This window comes from Pseudoxanthomonas sp. J35 (assembly GCF_000513995.1).
GTDB lineage: Bacteria > Pseudomonadota > Gammaproteobacteria > Xanthomonadales > Xanthomonadaceae > Pseudoxanthomonas.
In genome coordinates this window covers 333,551-349,662 of sequence record NZ_AZVB01000001.1, presented here as the reverse complement: position 1 = coordinate 349,662, position 16,112 = coordinate 333,551, and the positions used below count along the sequence as shown (strand labels likewise).

General features: G+C 71.3%; 12 protein-coding genes and 2 tRNA genes. 4 read left to right on the top strand and 10 right to left on the bottom strand.

Annotated features, from left to right (window positions below; translation table 11 throughout):
* Positions 1–24 precede the first annotated feature (24 nt).
* From parC to PSEJ35_RS0101595, 4 genes are all read right to left on the bottom strand, one after another.
* Complete coding sequence (parC, locus tag PSEJ35_RS0101610) at positions 25–2,268, bottom strand: DNA topoisomerase IV subunit A (protein WP_028916252.1); 2,244 nt, start codon at positions 2,266–2,268, stop codon at positions 25–27.
* A 67-nt stretch (positions 2,269–2,335) separates the two neighbouring features.
* Positions 2,336–4,153 carry an SLC13 family permease gene (locus tag PSEJ35_RS0101605; RefSeq protein ID WP_028916251.1) on the bottom strand — a complete coding sequence of 606 codons (1,818 nt, stop codon included), beginning with the start codon at positions 4,151–4,153 and terminating at the stop codon, positions 2,336–2,338.
* A gap of 138 nt (positions 4,154–4,291) precedes the next feature.
* Positions 4,292–4,376: transfer RNA gene (locus tag PSEJ35_RS0101600), tRNA-Leu, on the bottom strand.
* 133 nt (positions 4,377–4,509) lie between these two features.
* A tRNA-Leu gene (locus tag PSEJ35_RS0101595) sits at positions 4,510–4,594 on the bottom strand.
* 239 nt (positions 4,595–4,833) lie between these two features.
* Between PSEJ35_RS0101595 and rnr the strand changes: the two genes are divergently transcribed.
* From rnr to PSEJ35_RS0101575, 4 genes are all read left to right on the top strand, one after another.
* Complete coding sequence (gene rnr / locus PSEJ35_RS0101590) at positions 4,834–7,170, top strand: ribonuclease R (RefSeq protein ID WP_232207554.1); 2,337 nt, start codon at positions 4,834–4,836, stop codon at positions 7,168–7,170.
* A 1-nt stretch (position 7,171) separates the two neighbouring features.
* Positions 7,172–7,657 (top strand): GFA family protein, encoded by a 486-nt coding sequence (locus PSEJ35_RS0101585; RefSeq protein WP_028916249.1) that lies wholly within the window; start codon positions 7,172–7,174, stop codon positions 7,655–7,657.
* A 63-nt stretch (positions 7,658–7,720) separates the two neighbouring features.
* Positions 7,721–8,467: a 23S rRNA (guanosine(2251)-2'-O)-methyltransferase RlmB gene (gene rlmB / locus PSEJ35_RS0101580; RefSeq protein WP_028916248.1), complete on the top strand. Its 747-nt coding sequence runs from the start codon at positions 7,721–7,723 to the stop codon at positions 8,465–8,467.
* Between the two features lie 94 nt (positions 8,468–8,561).
* On the top strand, positions 8,562–11,531 hold the full coding sequence (locus tag PSEJ35_RS0101575) for a ligand-binding sensor domain-containing diguanylate cyclase (RefSeq protein ID WP_028916247.1): 2,970 nt from the start codon (positions 8,562–8,564) through the stop codon (positions 11,529–11,531).
* A 15-nt stretch (positions 11,532–11,546) separates the two neighbouring features.
* Here PSEJ35_RS0101575 and rnt read toward each other — a convergent pair whose 3' ends face one another.
* The 6 genes from rnt to pstB form a co-directional block, all read right to left on the bottom strand.
* Positions 11,547–12,143, bottom strand: a complete 597-nt coding sequence (rnt, locus tag PSEJ35_RS0101570) for a ribonuclease T (protein ID WP_028916246.1) — start codon at positions 12,141–12,143, stop codon at positions 11,547–11,549.
* A gap of 132 nt (positions 12,144–12,275) precedes the next feature.
* Entirely contained in the window at positions 12,276–13,028 is a 753-nt protein-coding gene (locus PSEJ35_RS0101565; RefSeq protein WP_028916245.1) for a putative DNA-binding domain-containing protein, read from the bottom strand.
* Positions 13,021–13,878 carry a DUF692 domain-containing protein gene (locus PSEJ35_RS0101560; protein ID WP_028916244.1) on the bottom strand — a complete coding sequence of 286 codons (858 nt, stop codon included), beginning with the start codon at positions 13,876–13,878 and terminating at the stop codon, positions 13,021–13,023. The genes PSEJ35_RS0101565 and PSEJ35_RS0101560 overlap by 8 nt, the downstream gene beginning before the upstream one ends.
* A gap of 23 nt (positions 13,879–13,901) precedes the next feature.
* On the bottom strand, positions 13,902–14,321 hold the full coding sequence (locus PSEJ35_RS0101555) for a hypothetical protein (RefSeq protein WP_028916243.1): 420 nt from the start codon (positions 14,319–14,321) through the stop codon (positions 13,902–13,904).
* Positions 14,322–14,429: 108 nt separating this feature from the next.
* On the bottom strand, positions 14,430–15,125 hold the full coding sequence (gene phoU / locus PSEJ35_RS0101550) for a phosphate signaling complex protein PhoU (protein ID WP_028916242.1): 696 nt from the start codon (positions 15,123–15,125) through the stop codon (positions 14,430–14,432).
* 139 nt (positions 15,126–15,264) lie between these two features.
* Positions 15,265–16,095: a phosphate ABC transporter ATP-binding protein PstB gene (gene pstB / locus PSEJ35_RS0101545; protein ID WP_051412409.1), complete on the bottom strand. Its 831-nt coding sequence runs from the start codon at positions 16,093–16,095 to the stop codon at positions 15,265–15,267.
* Between the last annotated feature and the right edge of the window lie 17 nt (positions 16,096–16,112).

Below are 16,112 nucleotides of genomic sequence, written 5' to 3'. Positions count from 1 at the left end.
GCCGCCGCAGTGAAGTGCGCCGCGTCACTCGACGTCGAGGGCGTCGACCTTCTGCCACCCCCTCGGCAGCAACCCGCCCCGCGTCGCCCGCGCCCCCAGGTACTCCTCCAGGTCCTTGAACGACAGCGACATGGTGCGCTGTCCGCTGCGTACCTGCAGGGTCTGTCCGGGCGACACCGCGGCGATGGCGACCACGCGTTCGGTGGCGAGCTTGGCCTTGGGGATGTCGATCAGCTTGTTGCCCTTGCCTTTGTCCAGCTCGGGCAGCTCGGCGGCCGGGATCGCCAGCAGGTGGCCGGCGCTGGTGACCGCGACGATGCGATCGGTCTCCGGGTTGGCCAGCGCCGCCGGCTGCAGCACGCGCGCGTTCGGGGTGAGGTTGAGCATGGCCTTGCCGGCCTTGTTGCGGCCGGTGAGGTTCTCGAAACGGGTGACGAAGCCGTAGCCGTGCGAAGACGCCAGCACGAAGCGGCTGTCGTTGTCGCCGCTGGCCAGCGCCTGGAACGAGGCGCCCGCCGCCGGCGAGAAGCGGCCGGTCAGCGGCTCGCCGTTGCCTCGCGCCGAGGGCAGGGTGTGCACCGCGGTCGAGTAGCTGCGGCCCTGCGAGTCGATGAAGGCCACCTGCCAGGTGCTGCGGCTGCGCACCGCGGCCAGCAGGCGGTCGCCCTCGCGGTAGGACAGGCCGGCCGCATCGATGTCGTGGCCCTTGGCCGCGCGGATCCAGCCCTTCTCCGACAGGACCACGGTCATCGGCTCGCTGGGCACCAGTTCGGTCTCGTCGATGGCGTGGGCGGCGTCGCGCTGGACCAGCGGCGACATGCGCGCGTCGCCGAACTTCCTGGCGTCGGCCAGCAGCTCGTCCTTGACCAGCTTCTTCAGCCTGGCCTTGCTGCCGAGGGTGGCGATGATCCGCTCCAGCTCCTTCGCCAGCTCGCCCTGCTCGCCGCGGATCTTCATTTCCTCCAGGCGGGCCAGCTGGCGCAGCCTGGTCTCGAGGATGTAGTCGGCCTGCTCCTCGGACAGGCCGAAGCGCGCGATCAGTGCCGGCTTCGGCTCGTCCTCGGTGCGGATGATGCGGATGACCTCGTCCAGGTTGAGGAACGCCACCAGCAGGCCTTCCAGCAGGTGCAGGCGGCGCTCGACCTTCTCCTGGCGGTGCTTGAGGCGCCGCGCGACGGTGTCGGTGCGGAAGACCAGCCACTCGTCCAGCAGCGTGCGCAGGTTCTTGACCGCCGGCTTGCCGTCCAGGCCGATGACGTTGAGGTTGACCCGGTAGCTCTTCTCCAGGTCGGTGGTGGCGAACAGGTGGCCCATCAGCTGTTCGGCGTCGACGCGGTTGGAGCGCGGCACCAGCACCACCCGCACCGGGTTGGCGTGGTCGGACTCGTCGCGGATGTCCTCCAGCCACGGCAGCTTCTTCGCGCGCATCTGTGCGGCGATCTGCTCGATCACCTTCGACGGCGAGACCTGGTAGGGCAGGGCGGTGACGACGAAGTTGCCGTTCTCCTTCTGCCAGGTAGCGCGGGCGCGGACCGAGCCGGTGCCTTGCTCGTACATCGCCCGCAGTTCGTCGGGGGCGGTGATGATCTCGGCGGTGGTCGGATAGTCCGGGCCGCGCACGTGCTCGCACAGGTCGGCGACGGTCGCGTCGGGGTCGTCGAGCAGGCGCACGCAGGCGCTGACGATCTCGTTGAGGTTGTGCGGCGGCACGTCGGTGGCCATGCCCACGGCAATGCCGGTGGTGCCGTTGAGCAGCAGGTGCGGCAGGCGCGCCGGCATCCAGCTCGGCTCCTCCAGGGTGCCATCGAAGTTCGGCACCCAGTCGACCGTGCCCTGGCCCAGCTCGCCCAGCAGGACCTCGGCGATCGGGGTCAGCTTGGACTCGGTATAGCGCATGGCCGCGAACGACTTCGGGTCGTCGCTGGAGCCGAAGTTGCCCTGGCCGTCGATCAGCGGATAGCGGTATGAAAACGGCTGGGCCATCAGCACCAGCGCCTCGTAGCAGGCCGAGTCGCCGTGCGGGTGGTATTTGCCGATCACGTCGCCGACGGTGCGCGCGGACTTCTTCGGCTTGGCCGCGGCGTTGAGCCCCAGCTCGCTCATCGAATAGATGATGCGCCGCTGCACCGGCTTGAGCCCGTCGCCCAGGAACGGCAGGGCGCGGTCCAGCACCACGTACATCGAATAGTCCAGGTAGGCGCGTTCGGCGTACTCGCGCAGCGGGATCTGTTCGAAGCCGTGGAACGTGGGGCGGATGGTTTCGGTCATGGGGGCGGCGACAGCCTGATGTTGCGGAAGCCTGCGATTCTACCCGCGTGCCGCGCCCCGGCGCCGTTCAGCCCGGCAGCGACGGCAGCAGTGGGCCGTCCAGCCACAGCGCCTGCGCCATCCATGCCGTGGCCAGGGCGATGGCCGTGGTCAGCGGCACGCCCACGCGCAGGAAGTCGCCGAAGGTGTAGCGGCCGGGGTTGAGGATCAGCAGGTTGCCGTGGTGCCCGATCGGGGTCAGGAACGAGGCCACCGCGCCCATCGCGGTGCAGACCACGAACGGCGTCGGCGGCAGGCCCAGCGACCCGGCCACTGCCAGCGCGATCGGCGCCAGCAGCACCGTGGTGGCCGCGTCGGACAGGATCTGGGTCAGCAGGGCGGCGGTGCCGAACATCACCAGCAGCAGGACGAACACGGGCCACTGTGCGGCGTGGGCCATCAGCAGGTCGGCCACGGCCTGCGCCGTCCCGGTCTGCTCCATGGCGATGCCCAGCGGGATCACGCCGGCGATCATCACGAAGATGCGCACGTCGATCCCGGCATAGGCCTGTTCGATCGCCACGCAGCGGCCCGCCACCATGGCCACGGCGCCGGCCAGGAAGGCGGTCTGCGGCGCAAGCAGGCCGGTGGCCGCCGCGACCACCGTGGCCACCATGATCGCCACCGCCAGCGGCGCGCGGCGCCGGGTCTGGCGGCGGCCCTGGAACGGCATCAGCATCATGAAGCCGCGGTGCGAGGCCAGCGGCTGGATGTCCGCCTGCCGGCCCCACAGCACCAGCAGGTCGCCTTCCTCCAGGCGCATCCCCGACAGCTCGCCGTGCAGCCAGCCCTCGCGGCGCCACAGCCCGACCACGACCACGCCCAGCGTGCGCAGGAAATCGATGTCGGCCACGCTGCGGCCGATGAACTCCGAGTGCGGGGCGACCACGGCCTGCACCAGCTGCTCCTCGCCCAGCAGCTCGGCCTGGCCGCCCTCGCGCGGGGTGTCGCCGTACTTGGCCACCGCATGCAGGGCCAGCCCGGGCTCGTCGCGGATCGAGGCGATCTCGTCCGGCGGCGCCCGCACCAGCAGCACGTCGCCGGCCGCCAGCGGGCTGTCGCCGGCCTGGCGGCGCCGGCGCATGCCATGGCGCAGCCAGTCCACCACCTGCAGGCGCTCGGCGAACGCCTGCTCGAACTCCTCGCGGGTGCGGCCGATCCACGGCGAGCCGTCCTCGACCAGCAGCTCGGTGTAGTAGCGTTCCAGGCGCAGCTCCGGCGCCTGGGCCTCGCCTTCGCGCCGGGGCAGCAGCCAGCGGCCCAGCAGCATGTAGGTGGTGCCCAGCATCACCAGCACCGCCCCGATCGGGGTGATGTCGAAGATGTCCAGGCCTTCGGCACCGCCGCGCTTGAGCAGGTCACTGGCCAGCAGGAAGGCCGGCGCGCTGAACAGCGTGAGGGTGGTGCCCAGCGAGGCGGCCAGCGACATCGGCATCAGCAGGCGCGAGACCGGCAATTTCCGCTCGCGCGCCAGGCGCATGAGGATGGGCAGCATCATCGCGGTGACCATGACGTGGTGCGAGAACGCTGCCAGCGCGGCGGTCGCGGGCATGACCACGGCGATCGTGCGCCACTCGCTGCCGCCTGCGGCGCGGCCTATCCCTGCGCCGATGCGGTCGGTGATGCCGGTGGCCGACAGCCCGGCCGAAAGCACGAATACCGAGGCAACGATGATCGCCGGCTCGCTGGAGAACCCGGCCAGCAGCTGCCGCGCATCGAGGATGCCGGTGAGGCCCAGCGCCAGCAGTGCCAGCATCGCCACCAGGTCCACCCGCATGCGCCCGCTGACGAACAGCGCCAGGGCGGCGCCGAGGATCAGCAGGAAGACGATCTGTTGTGGGTCCATGCCATGCATCCCCTGCGCTGGCCCGGATCGTGCCAGAACGGCGCCGGTGGCCTGGTGATGCCCACGTCCGCGGGCCCTGAAACGAAAAAACCTCACCGGGGGCGAGGTTCATCGGTGGCCGTGGGGCCGCTGCGCCGTTGGTGCCCAGGAGAGGACTCGAACCTCCACGGTTTTACCCGCTAGTACCTGAAACTAGTGCGTCTACCAATTCCGCCACCTGGGCGGCGCAGGGCGGCAATTCTGCGGGAGGCCCGGAAAGCTGTCAACAGCAGGCGGCGCGCGAACGCAGCAGCGGATCGCGGAAAGCAAAAAACCCGCCGGAGCGGGTTCTTCGTCGGGCCGTGAGGCCTGTGTCTTGGTGCCCAGGAGAGGACTCGAACCTCCACGGTTTTACCCGCTAGTACCTGAAACTAGTGCGTCTACCAATTCCGCCACCTGGGCAGGTGAGCCGCGCATTCTGCGTGCGTGCGCGGGCGATGTCAACGTTTCGTGCACGGCCGGGGGCGGACGCTCCCGTCGGCGGTACAGCGGGCTGGGTGTAGGATCGCGCCATGAACAAGACTGGAAGTCGCGGCAGCAGCCGCAAGGGAGCCGGTGGCGCCGGCGCAGGGAAGGGCGCAGGACACGGGACGGGAAGCAAGGGCGGCGGCAAGCGCCAGGCCGGCAAGTTGCCCCCATGGATGCCGGAACCTGCACCGGCAAGCCGCCAGGCGACCCGGTCCGGCAAGGGCGCCGCGCCCCCCGCGCCGGCGCGACCGCCGCGCCGGCATGCCGCCGGGCCCGCGGTCGCCGATCCGTTCGCCGCGCGCGAGGCGCAGCGCTACGACAATCCCATCGCCAGCCGCGAGGCCATCCTCGCCACCCTGGAAGCGGCCGACGGCCCGCAGACCGCCGAAGAGCTGGCACGCATCCTTGGCCTCATCGACCCGGAGCGCTTCGACGCGCTGGGCAAGCGCCTGGGCGCGATGGTCCGCGACGGCCAGCTGGTGCAGAACCGCCGCGGCGGTTTCGCCCCGGTGGAGCACACCAACCTGATCCCCGGCACGGTCATCGCCAACCCCGAAGGCTTCGGCTTCCTGCGTCCGGACGCGGGCGGCGGCGACGACCTGTTCCTGCCGCCCTATGAGATGCGCAAGGTCATGCATGGCGACCGCGCGCTGGCCAACGTCACCGGCATCGACCGCCGCGGCCGCCGCGAGGGCAGCATCGCCCGCGTGCTCGAGCGCGGCGTGCACCGCCTGATCGGCCGTTTCGGCACCGAGGCGGGCATCAGCTTCGTGGTCCCGGACGACCGCCGCATGCAGCGCAACGTGCAGGTGCCGCCGGACGCCACCGGCGGTGCGCGCGAGGGCCAGCTGGTGGTGTGCGAGCTGGTGCAGCCGCCGGATACGCGGCGCCCGCCGATCGGCAAGGTGGTGGCGGTGCTGGGCGACAGCCTGACCCCGTCGCTGGTGGTCGAGACTGCGATCCACGGCCACAACCTGCCGTACGAGTTCCCGCCGGAGGTGCTGGACGAGGCCACCGCGGTGCCGCTGACCGTGGAGCCGGCGATGATCGGCGACCGCGTCGACCTGCGCGCCCTCCCGCTGGTCACCATCGACGGCGAGGACGCCAAGGACTTCGACGACGCGGTCTACTGCGAGCCCAACCGCCAGGGCTTCCGCCTGGTGGTGGCGATCGCCGACGTGTCGCATTACGTCCGCCCCGGCACGCCGCTGGACGACGAGGCGCAGAAGCGCGCCACCTCGGTGTACTTCCCCGGCTTCGTCGTGCCGATGCTGCCGGAGACCCTGTCCAACGGCATCTGTTCGCTGATGCCGAAGGTCGACCGCATGTGCTTCGTCTGCGACATGCAGGTGGACCACGAGGGCGAGGTGGTCCGCTCGAAGTTCTACGAGGCGGTGATGAACTCGCACGCGCGCCTGACCTACACCCAGGTGTGGAAGGCGGTGGGCGAGGACGACGAGGAGGCCAAGGCCCAGATCGGTGCCCTGCTGCCGCAGGTGCAGCGCCTGCACCAGCTCTACCAGGTGCTGGCCAAGGCGCGGGCGCGGCGCGGCGCGATCGAGTTCGAGAGCTCGGAGGTGCGCTTCGTCCTCGACAACCGCGGCGAGGTCACCCAGGCCGGCATGCTGGTGCGCAACGACGCGCACAAGCTGATCGAGGAGTGCATGATCGCCGCCAACGTCGAGGCGGCGCGCTACCTGCTGAAGACCCGGATCCCGGCGCCGTTCCGCATCCATGAGAAGCCGCCGGAGTCCAAGTACGCCGACCTGCTGGAGTTCCTCAAGGAGTTCAAGCTGAGCCTGCCGGCGTGGAGCAAGGTGGAGCCGGGCGACTTCACCCGCCTGCTGAAGAAGGTGCGCGACCGCGCCGACGCGACCCTGCTCGAATCGGTGCTGCTGCGCAGCCAGAGCCTGGCGATCTACTCGCCGGACAACGCCGGCCACTTCGGCCTGGCGCTGGAGGCCTACGCCCACTTCACCTCGCCGATCCGGCGCTACCCCGACCTGCTGGTGCACCGGGCGATCAAGCATGCGCTGGCGCGGAAGAAGGCCGAGAGCTACCTGTATTCGGCGCGCGACATGGCCGCCCTGGCCCTGCAGTGCTCCGAGCGCGAGCGCCGCGCCGACGAGGCCGAGCGCGAGGTCGACGAGCGCTACCGCGCGGCGTGGATGGAGCAGCACGTCGGCGGCCAGTTCGACGGCGTGATCAGCGGCGTGACCAGCTTCGGCCTGTTCGTCGAGCTGGACCAGTCCAAGGTCAACGGCCTGGTCCACGTCACCCAGCTGCCGCACGACTACTACCACTTCGACCCGATGCGGAAGACGCTCACCGGCGAGCGCCGCGGCATGGAGTTCCGCCTCGGCGACCGGGTGCGCATCGTCGTGCTCAAGGCGAGCATGGAGGACCGCAAGATCGATTTCCGCCTGGTCGAGGCGGCGGAAGCCGACACCGGCCTGCCGCCGCTGCCGCCCCGCGGGCAGCCGGCCCGCCGCAAGAAGCAGAAGTACTGAGATGGGCAGCCCGCAGCCGACATACACCGGAGGCTGCCAGTGCGGCGCGGTGCGCTTCCGCGTCACCGGCAGGCTGTGGGATGCCTCGATCTGCCACTGCCGGATGTGCCAGAAGGCGTTCGGCGCCTACTACGCGCCGCTGGTGTCGACCCGCGGCCTGCAGCTGGAATGGACCCGCGGCGAGCCGAAGCGCTTCCAGTCCTCCAACCTGGTGCGGCGCGGCTTCTGCGTCGACTGCGGTACCCCACTGACCTATGAGGCGCCGGACGGCATCGCCCTGGCCGCCGGGGCGTTCGACGAACCGGCCCTGCTGCCGCCGTCGATCCAGTACGGGGTGGAGTCGCGGCTGGCGTTCATGGACACGCTGCCCGGACTGCCGGCACGGCGTACCGAGGAGGACGAGGCCGCGGCGGAGTTCCTGGCCCGCATCGTCTCCAGGCAGCACCCGGACCACGACACCGCCGACTGGCCGCCTCCGCGTGAGTGAGGCCGGCCGGCGGCCGGGCCGCAGGGGTGCGATAATGCCGGCCTCCTTACGGCGGTCGGCAGCATGAGCAGCAAGCAGAACCAGTGGGTCGTGGGCGTCAACGCGGTCGCTTCGGCCGTGGAGCACGACGCCGAGCACGTGCGCGAGGTGCTGGTCGAGTCGGGCACCCGCAATCCCCGCCTGGTCGAGATCCAGGAGCAGGCGCGGCGCCGCGGCATCGAGGTGCGCAAGGTCGCCACCCAGGCCCTGGACGGCATCGGCGGCAACGTCCGCCACCAGGGCGTTGCCGCGCGCTACGCCGCGGCGAAGACCTGGGACGAGCACGAGCTGGCCGGACTGGTCGAGGCCGCCGAAGGCCGCGCGCTGCTGCTGGTGCTGGACGGCGTACAGGACCCGCACAACCTCGGCGCCTGCCTGCGCAGCGCCGCGGCCGCCGGCGCCACCGCGGTGGTGATTCCCAAGGACAAGTCGGCGCCGGTCAATGCCACCGTGCGCAAGACCTCGGCCGGTGCCGCCGACCGCCTGCCGGTGGTCTCGGTGACCAACCTGTCGCGCACCCTTCGCGACCTGCAGAAGCTGGGCGTGTGGATCTACGGCCTGGCCGCCGAGGTCGACGCGCCGCTGTATTCGCTGGACCTCAAGGGCAACGTCGCCCTGGTCCTGGGCGGCGAGGCCGAAGGCCTGCGCCGGCTCACCCGCGAGCACTGCGATGCGCTGGTGCGCATCCCCATGCCGGGCGACATCGAGAGCCTCAATGTCTCGGTGGCGGCCGGCATCTGTCTGTTCGAGGCCGTCCGACAGCGCAGCTGAGCGGACCGGCACGCACAGGGGGAGCGTGGGGATGGCGGTACTGGAAGCGGCGGTGCGACGGGAGCGGTGGCGATGGCCACCCGCCATCGCCTGCGTGCTGGTCATCCTCCTGGCGGCGGCGCCCGCGGCCTTCGCCACCCCGGCGGCGACCGGCCCGGCCGATGCGGCTGTGCAGGTGCCGGCGCTGCGCGACTACGCCATCGATGCCTGGAGCACGCGCATCGGCCTGCCGCACAACTCGGTGCGCGACCTGGCGCAGACCCCGGACGGCTACCTGTGGATGGCGACCTGGGAAGGCGTGGCGCGCTACAACGGCGTCGGTTTCGCCCTGTTCGACCGGGGCAGCGATCCGGGCCTGCGCGACAACGGCGTCGGCGCGCTGTACGTCGATCCGGCCGGGCGGCTGTGGCTGAGCGACTCGCGCGGCAACGTCGGCCGCCTTGAACGCGACGGCAGCTGGCACTTCCTCGAACGCACCCCCGAGTGGCCGCAGGCGCTGGTCCACGACATGGCCATGGACGGGCAGGGCCGGCTGTGGCTGCTGTTCGAAGGCCACGGCGTGGGCTGCGTGCAGCCCGACGACAGCTTCGCCTACTTTCCGCCGCCCGACGGCGTGCCGTTGCGCGCCAGCTTCCCGCGCATGGCGATCGACGCGGACGACCGGCTCTGGATCGGGACCCTAGACGGCCTGCTGGTACGCAACGAGCACGGCGCCTGGCAGCGCTTCGGCGCCAGCGCCGGCGTGCCTGCCGGGCTGGCCTGGCCCTACCTGGCCCCGGACGGACAGCTGTGGGTGGTGGCCGAGGAGCGGGTGCTGCGCTTCGTCGACGGCCGCGTCGCCGAGGTGCGGCCCTTGCCCGGCGCCGGCCACATCACCGCGATGCTGGCCGACAGCACCGGCGCACTGTGGGTCGGTACCGAGAACCAGGGCCTGGCCCGCATCGGGCCGCATGGCACCGAATGGCTGCGTCCCGGCGAAGTGCTGCCGCGCGGCCGCGTCAGCTCCTTGCTGGAGGACGCCGAGGGCAGCATCTGGGTCGGCGCCAATGGCGGCCTGTTCCGCCTGCGCGAGACCCTGTTCACCGGCTACACCGGCCGCGACGGCCTGGCCAGCGACTACGTGCGCGCCGTGCTCGAGGACCGCGACGGCGTGCTCTGGGTCGGCACCGGCGGCGGCCTCGACCGCCAGGGCCGCGACGGCCGCTTCCGCCACGTGCCGCTGCCGGGCGGCGGCACCGACCAGCCATCGGTGCTGAGCCTGGCCGAGGACCACGGCGGCGACCTGTGGGTGGGCAGCTACGCCGACGGCGTCTACCGCCTGCGCGGCGGCCGCCTGCTGCGCCACTACGGCGCCGGCGACGGCGTGCCCAGCGGCCCCGTGCGGGCGATCGCGGTGACCGCCGATGGCGTGGTCTGGGTCAGCAGCCGCCGCGGGGTGATGCGCGTCGACGAGACCGGCGTGCACGCGCCGCCGCCGCTGCCGGGCATGCCGCAGGGGCTGGTCACCGCGCTGGCCGGGATCGGCAGCGACCTGTGGATCGGCTCGGTCGAAGGCGCCAGCGTGCTGCGCGGCGGGCGGGTGGAACGCATCGACCTGGACTCCGCCGGTGGCGGCGCGCGCACGGTGTTCGGCTTCCGCGAAGTGGATGACGCGGTGTGGATCTCCACCGACCGCGGGCTGTACCGCTACCGCGACGGCCAGGTCGCACGCGTCGGTTTCGAACACGGACTGCCGGTCGACGCCGTGTTCCAGCTGGTGCCGGACCGTCGTGGCGAAGCCTGGATCGCCAGCAACCGCGGCGTGATCCGGGTGGCGATGGCGGAACTGCAGGCGGTCGCGGACGGGCGGCGGCGGACGCTGGAACGCGTGCGCCGGCACACCGAGAGCGATGGCCTGCCCAACGCGCAGGGCAACGGCAGCTCGTCGCCGCCGGCGATCCTGCGCGGCGACGGCACGCTGTGGGTAGCCACCGCCGGTGGCGTGGCGATGGCCGATCCGGCACGGCTGCCGCGCTACCTCGACCGGCCGTCGCCGCCGGTGGTGATCGAGTCGGTGAAGCACGACGGCCAGCCGCTGGACTGGACCGCGGCGCAGGCGTTGGACGGCGGCGGCCGCATCAGCATCACCTACACCGGCCTGAGCTACCTGCTCCCGGAACGCATCCGGTACCGCACGCGGCTGCTCGGCCTCGACGAAGGCTGGATCCAGCGCGGCGACCAGCGCAGCGTGGAGTTCGTCGGCCTGCCGCCGGGCGAGTACACGCTGGAAGTCGCCGCCGCGCATCCGGACGGCGAGTGGACCGCGCAGCCGGCACGCTGGACTTTCAGCGTGCGTCCGCTGTGGTGGCAACGCACCGACCTGCGCGTGCTGGCCACGCTGCTGGTGCTCCTGGGCCTGTTCGCGCTCTACCGCCGGCGCATGAGCCGGTTCGAACGGCGCAACCTGCAGCTGGAGGCGCTGGTCGCCGAGCGCACTGCCGACCTGCAGGCCCAGGCCGAGCGGCTGGTGGCGGTGGACCACGAGCGCACCGAGCTGCTCGAGCGCCTCCGCCACCAGGCCGAGGCCTACAGCCGCCAGGCGCGCGAGGACGCGCTCACCGGACTGCCCAACCGGCGCCACTTCGACGAGGTGCTGGCCCGCGACCTGGCCCTGGTCCGTCGCGGCGGCCATGCGCTGTGCCTGGCGTTGCTGGACCTGGACCACTTCAAGCGGATCAACGACAACTGGTCGCACGCCGTCGGCGATGCGGTGCTGCGCGAGACCGCGCAGCTGCTGGAGACCGAGAGCCGGGCTTCCGACCTGGTCGCGCGACTGGGTGGCGAAGAGTTCGCCCTGGTGCTGCCGGACACCACGCTGGAGGAAGCGCTGGTGGTATGCACCCGCATCCAGGCCAGCTTCCGCGAGCGCGCCAGCTGGGCCGGGGTGAAGGGGCTGCAGGTGACCTTCAGCCTGGGCCTGGCCCAGTGCGAGCCGGGCGATACGCCGGCCACGCTGTTCGAGCGCACCGACGCGGCGCTCTACCAGGCCAAGAACTCCGGTCGCGACCGGCTGCGCGTGGGCTGATCCAGCAGCCGCGGCTCAGCCCGGCAGCGGCGAGGGCCAGGCGTTGGCGATGCGGCAGAACAGCTTCGCGGTCTGCTCGGCGTCGTACACCGCCGAGTGCGCGTCTTCGGCGCTCCACTCGAATCCGGCCGCCTGCATCGCCCGGGCCAGCACGGTCTGGCCGTAGGCGATCCCGGCCAGGGTCACCGTGTCGAACACGCTGAAGGGATGGAACGGGTTGCGCTTGTGCCCGCTGCGCGCCACCGCGGCGTTGACGAAGTTCAGGTCGAAATGGGCGTTGTGCCCGACCAGGATCGCGCGCTGGCAGCCGTGCCGGCGCACCGCGGCGCGTACCTGGTTGAACACGTGGCCGAGCGCGTCGCGCTCGGGCTTGGCCAGGCGGAACGGGTGGTCCAGGTCGATGCCGGTGACTTCCAGCGACTTCGGATCGATCTCGGTGCCCGGCGCGGGGATGAAGTGCGCGCTGACCGTCTGGCCCGGGACGAACAGGCCCTGTGCGTCCAGTTCGATCGGCACCGCGGCCATTTCCAGCAGGGCGTGCCGGTTCCAGTCGAAGCCGCCGGTCTCCACGTCCACCACCACCGGCAGGTAGCCGCGGAAGCGGCGCGCCATCGCCCCCGGCGGCGCAGCCGGAGGTTCGGTGTCGGGGAAGTTTTCCAGGTCGGCTTCGCTCATGCGGGGAAGCGTAGCAGAGCGGGCCCGCCGGGACGCCGGGATTCCCTTCTCAGGGGCGGAAAACGTGCGCTAGTGGACCGGGCGGGTGCCGAGGAGGGTGCCTTCCTCGCGCATGCGCTCGAGCATGGCGGCGCCTTCGGTGATGAAGCCCTCGTCGCCGGGCACGCCCGCCTCCGACGCCAGCGCGGCCAGGTGTTCGCGTCCGCTGCGCCCGCCTTCCCCCAGTTGTTCCAGCAGGCGGTGGACCAGCGGCGAGAGCGCCGCGAAGCGCGCCTGGCCATCGCTGGCGCGGAGCACCAGCACCAGGGTCGGCGTCGCCGGCGCTTCGGCGGGCTGGTGATCCGGGCCGATGGTGTGCACCGGCCAGCGGTAGGCCAGGGCGCGCACGTAGGGCGAGAGCACCGGCACGCCCGCGAGCAGGTCGCCGTCCGGATCGTGCGGGGGCAGGGGATGGTCGTCGATCCGAACCGCCAGCTCGACCCACTCGTAGTGGGCCAGTTCCGGCAGCCACGGCGGATCGCCGGCGCCGTCCCCGGCGCGGTCCTCGAGGAAGCGGATGAACTCGCGTGCGATCTCCGGGAACAGCGGCGTACGGCTGCGGTGCCCGGCATAGAAGCGGCGCACCAGCGCGGTCCAGCCTTCATCCCCGAGCGTGCGGCGGATCACCGGGAAGTTGTTCGCCAGCAGGCCGGAGATGTTGTTGAAGAACAGGTCGCGGTACACCGCCAGGCGTCGCGGTTCGATGCCGGCGGGCGCGGGGTTCGCCTCCGGGTCACGCAGATGCGCGGCGAAGGCCGACTGCAGTTGCAGGAAGTCAGGCATGGACGGCCCCCGCCGAGGCCTGCAGGGCCTCGCGCTGCACCTGGCGGATGCGTTCGACCTCGCCCAGCAGCACCTCCAGCGGCGGCAGGTTGAAGTCGCGCTCCAGCAGGGTCGGACGCACGCCGTGCAGGCGGTAGGCGTGGCCCAGCAGTGCCCATACGTCGTCCTTCACCGGCGCGCCGTGGGTGTCGATCTTCAGGTCCTCGGCCTCGTCGTAGTGGCCTGCGATATGGTACGAGGCGATCCGCCCGCCGGGCATGCGCGCGAGGAAGTCCTGCGGGTCGTAGCCGTGGTTGATCGCGTTGACGTAGACGTTGTTGACGTCCAGCAGCAGGTCGCAATCGGCTTCCTGCAGCACCGCATTGACGAAATCCGCCTCGTCCAGCGCCTGTTCCGGCGGCAGCGGGTGGGTGGCGTAGTAGGAGATGTTCTCCACCGCGATGCGCCGGCCCAGGGTGTCCTGCACCTGGCGGATGCGCGCGGCCACGTGGCGGACCGCCTCGGCGGTGAACGGGATCGGCATCAGGTCGTACAGGTGGCCGTCGTCGCTGCAGTAGCTCAGGTGCTCGCTGTACAGCTCCACGCCGTGGCGGTCGAGGAAGCGCCGGGTCCTGGCCAGGAAGGTCTCGTCCAGCGGCTCGCGGCCGCCCAGTGACAGCGACAGGCCGTGGCAGGTGAGCGGGTGGCGGGACGACAGCGCGTCCAGCGCCTCGCCCAGCGTGCCGCCCACGCCGATCCAGTTGTCCGGCGCGCATTCGAGGAAGTCGAAGGCGCCGGCCGGCGCGGCGCGCAGCTCGTCGAGCAGTGCGCGCCGCAGGCCCAGTCCGGCGCTGGCCTCGGGCAATGCCATGGCGTCAGTGGCGGATCAGCGGCTCAGGCCGCGCCGCCGCACTTGCCTTCGCCACACTTGCCCTCGCCGCACTTGCCTTCGCCGGCCTTCTTGTCGGCCTTCCCGCCGCAGTTGCCCTCGTCGCCCTTGGCGGCGTGGTGGGCCTTGTGCTCGGCCTCGTCGATGAACCCGTCCTGGTTGGTGTCCATCTTCGCGAAATGCTCGGCCTTGTCGGGATGCGCGGCGGCGAACTCGGCCTGCGAAATGCGGCCGTCACCGTCGGTGTCGACCTTGCCAATGCCGCACTTGCCTTCGCCGCACTTGCCTTCCTGCGCCTTGGCGGCGTCGCTGGCGGCGAGCATGTAGCCCTGGGCCAGCGGCTCCATGGCGAAGGCCGAACCGGCGAGGGTCAGGCCGGCGAGGGCGGTACCCAGGGCGAGCGCGGCGGGTTTCTGCTTGGTCATGGCGTAACTCCGGAAGGAAGGCGCGGGTGCGGTGCGCCGGGCCGTCGTGGGGCCGCCAGTCTACCCCCGGCGCCGGCCCCGGAGGTTATGCGCGCGTTGACGTCCCGCTCACGGCAGGGCCGTGGGGGCGCTGGTCCCGTCGCGCTTGTCGCGGGGCGGCAACGGCTCGTCGCCATGCCGCAGGAACCAGACGTTCTCGGCGATGTTGGTGGCGTGGTCGCCGACCCGCTCCAGGTTCCGGGCCATGAACAGCAGGTGGGTGCAGGGGGTGATGTGGCGCGGATCCTCCATCATCCAGGTCAGCAGCTCGCGGAACAGGGCGGTGTACTGCTGGTCCAGGCGGGCGTCGTTGTCGCGCACCTGCAGGGCCAGCGTGTCGTCGCCCGTGGCGTAGGCGCGCAGGGCCTGGCGCACCTGGCCGGCGGCCACCATGCCCAGGGCACGCAGCCCGGCGACCTGCGGCAGCGGCGGTGCGGCATGCAGGACGATGGAGCGTTTGGCCACGTTGGCGGCGTGGTCGCCGATGCGCTCGATCTCGGCGGGGATGCGCAGCCCGGCGAGGACCGCGCGCAGGTCGCGCGCCATCGGCCCGCGCAGGGCCAGGCGCATCACGTCCTGGCTGACCTGGCGCTCGGCCTCGTCGATCGCCTCGTCGTTGGCCACGACCCGGCGGGCGGCGCCGTCGTCGCGGCGCTCGACCACGTCCAGCGCCGCCTCCAGCTGCGCCACCGCGGTGTGGCCCATGGCCACGATCCGTTCGACCAGCTGGCGTTGTTCATCGTCGTAGCTCCTGACGATATGCATGGTGCACCTCCGGTGCGTGATTGGTGATTGGTGATTCGAAGAGGCGGAGAAGCACCTGGCTTTGGCTCTTACCAATCACGAATCACAAATCACCAACCACAAGTCTCGAATCCCGAATCCCGCACCGGGCGCTTCGGCGTCAGCCGAAGCGCCCGGTGATGTAATCCTCCGTCCGCCGCTCCGAAGGACTGGAGAAGATCGTTGCGGTGCGGTCGTGCTCGACCAGGTCGCCCAGGTACATGAAGGCGGTGTAATCCGACACGCGCGCGGCCTGCTGCATGTTGTGGGTGACGATCACGATGGTGTAGTCGCGCTTGAGCTCCTCGACCAGCTGCTCGATGCGACTGGTGGAGATCGGGTCCAGCGCCGAGGTCGGCTCGTCCAGCAGCAGCACGTCCGGGCGCAGGGCCACGGCGCGGGCGATGCACAGGCGCTGCTGCTGGCCACCCGACAGGCCCAGCGCCGACTGGCCGAGCTTGTCCTTGACCTCGTCCCACAGCGCGGCCTGGCGCAGCGCCTGCTCGACGCGCCCGGCCAGCTCGGCCTTCGACGGTTTCTCGTGGTGGCGGATGCCATAGGCCACGTTCTCGAAGATCGTCATCGGGAACGGCACCGGCTTCTGGAACACCATGCCCACCCGCGAGCGCAGCCGGTTCATCGGGTACTTCGGCGCGAGGATGTCCTCGCCGTCCAGCAGCACCTGGCCGCTGGCCCGCAGCTTCGGATACAGGGCGTAGATCCGGTTGAACACGCGCAGCAGGGTGGACTTGCCGCAGCCGGACGGGCCGATCAGGGCGGTGACCTGCTTCTCCGGGATGTCCAGGCTGATGTTCTTCAGCGCGTGGAAGCGGTCGTAGTGGAAGTCCAGGCCGCGCGCGGACAGCTTCGCCGGGGTACCCGCCACGGGTGCGGGACGCGCGGCGGCCAGGGGCACGGGCCGGACGGTGGCGGCGGCATTGGTCAGGGGCATGGCCAGGTTTCCGTGGA

Bases quoted from the DNA above. Each gene is read 5' to 3' on its own strand.
- parC (WP_028916252.1), bottom strand. From the start codon at position 2,268: ATGACCGAAACCATCCGCCCCACGTTCCACGGCTTCGAACAGATCCCG.
- PSEJ35_RS0101605 (WP_028916251.1), bottom strand. From the start codon at position 4,153: ATGGACCCACAACAGATCGTCTTCCTGCTGATCCTCGGCGCCGCCCTG.
- rnr (WP_232207554.1), top strand. From the start codon at position 4,834: ATGCCGGAACCTGCACCGGCAAGCCGCCAGGCGACCCGGTCCGGCAAG.
- PSEJ35_RS0101585 (WP_028916249.1), top strand. From the start codon at position 7,172: ATGGGCAGCCCGCAGCCGACATACACCGGAGGCTGCCAGTGCGGCGCG.
- rlmB (WP_028916248.1), top strand. From the start codon at position 7,721: ATGAGCAGCAAGCAGAACCAGTGGGTCGTGGGCGTCAACGCGGTCGCT.
- rnt (WP_028916246.1), bottom strand. From the start codon at position 12,143: ATGGCGCGCCGCTTCCGCGGCTACCTGCCGGTGGTGGTGGACGTGGAG.
- PSEJ35_RS0101565 (WP_028916245.1), bottom strand. From the start codon at position 13,028: ATGCCTGACTTCCTGCAACTGCAGTCGGCCTTCGCCGCGCATCTGCGT.
- PSEJ35_RS0101560 (WP_028916244.1), bottom strand. From the start codon at position 13,878: ATGGCATTGCCCGAGGCCAGCGCCGGACTGGGCCTGCGGCGCGCACTG.
- PSEJ35_RS0101555 (WP_028916243.1), bottom strand. From the start codon at position 14,321: ATGACCAAGCAGAAACCCGCCGCGCTCGCCCTGGGTACCGCCCTCGCC.
- phoU (WP_028916242.1), bottom strand. From the start codon at position 15,125: ATGCATATCGTCAGGAGCTACGACGATGAACAACGCCAGCTGGTCGAA.
- pstB (WP_051412409.1), bottom strand. From the start codon at position 16,095: ATGCCCCTGACCAATGCCGCCGCCACCGTCCGGCCCGTGCCCCTGGCC.